Annotated in this window: 1 protein-coding gene; it reads right to left on the bottom strand. The window is 78.5% G+C overall.

Translation table 11 applies throughout. From position 1 onward, the window contains the following. The coding region (locus HCJ92_RS24175; protein WP_167935729.1) for a S8 family serine peptidase at positions 1-1,212 on the bottom strand (1,212 nt) is incomplete at both ends.

Below are 1,212 nucleotides of genomic sequence, written 5' to 3'. Positions count from 1 at the left end.
CCTCCGGCAGGGGGCCGGCGCGCCAGCGGCGGGCGGCTGCCCGGCGCACGGCGGGGGCGGCGACCAGGCCGAGCGCCAGCGCCAGCAGCAGCACCCCGCCCGAGGCGACGGCCAGCATCTCGGTCCGGCTGAGCAAGGGCGGCTCCGACGGCAGGGGTTGCACGGCGACCCCGTCCGCCGCCTCCTCCGGTCCGGTGGGTCCCGCGTGGATCAGGTGCGTCAGCGCGCCGAAGGGGTCGACGATGCCCGCACCGGTGCGGTCGTTGCGGGTCCCGCCCACCGGGGCCGCCGAAGCGACCAGCCGCTCGACGGTCCCGGCGGCCGACAGCTCGGGGAAACGGGCGCGGACCAGAGCCGCCGCGCCGGAGACCTGCGCCGCAGCGAACGAGGTGCCGCTGTCGGTGCGGTAGCCGGACCCGCCGGGCGCGACCAGCGGGAGCGGGCCGCCGTAGGCCGCGAGGTCCACCCAAGGGCCGCGGTTGGAGGCGTCGAGCGGGCGGCCGGCGGCGTCGACCGCCCCGACGGCGAGGACGTCCGGGTAGGCGGCCGGGTAGACCCTGCCGCTACCGGGTCCGGTGTTCCCCTCGTTCCCGGCCGCCGCGACGACCACGATGTCGGCCGCGACGGCGCGTGCCACGGCCTCGCGGATCGGGGCGTGGTCCTCGATGACGGCGAGCGAGAGGTTGAGGACGTCCACGTCGGCGGCGACGGCGTCGTCGATCATCGCGGCGACGGTGTTGTGGGTGGCGCGGTCCACGCCGTCGACCGACCGGACCGGGTGGATCCGGGCGGCGGGCGCGACCCCCGTCATGCGGTCGCCCTCCGCGCGCCGCGCCGCCACCAGGCCGGCGACGGCGGTGCCGTGGCCCTCGCAGTCCTCCTCGGCGGCCGGCGTGGTGCGGGCGAACTCGCCCTCGTCCCGCGTGACCTCGAACTGGCTGCCGTCGGTGACGGCACCGGCGAGATCCGGATGGCGCGCGTCCACCCCGGAGTCCACGACCGCCACCGTGACCCCGGCTCCGGTGGACAGGTCCCAGGCGTGGCGCAGACCCAGCAGGTCGATCAGCGGGTACGGCCCGGAGGAACCGGGCAGTTCCTCCCCGGTGGCCTGGGCGCGGCAGCTCTGCGCGTGGGCCGGGGCGGTGGCCCCGGGGGCCGGCAGCGCCGCGGCGGTGCCGGCCAGGGCGAGGAGCACGGCGGCCACGAGCGGGC

The sequence above is a fragment of the Streptomyces spiramenti genome (assembly GCF_012034385.1).
Lineage (GTDB): Bacteria > Actinomycetota > Actinomycetes > Streptomycetales > Streptomycetaceae > Streptomyces > Streptomyces spiramenti.
This window is presented reverse-complemented; position numbering and strand designations above follow the sequence as displayed.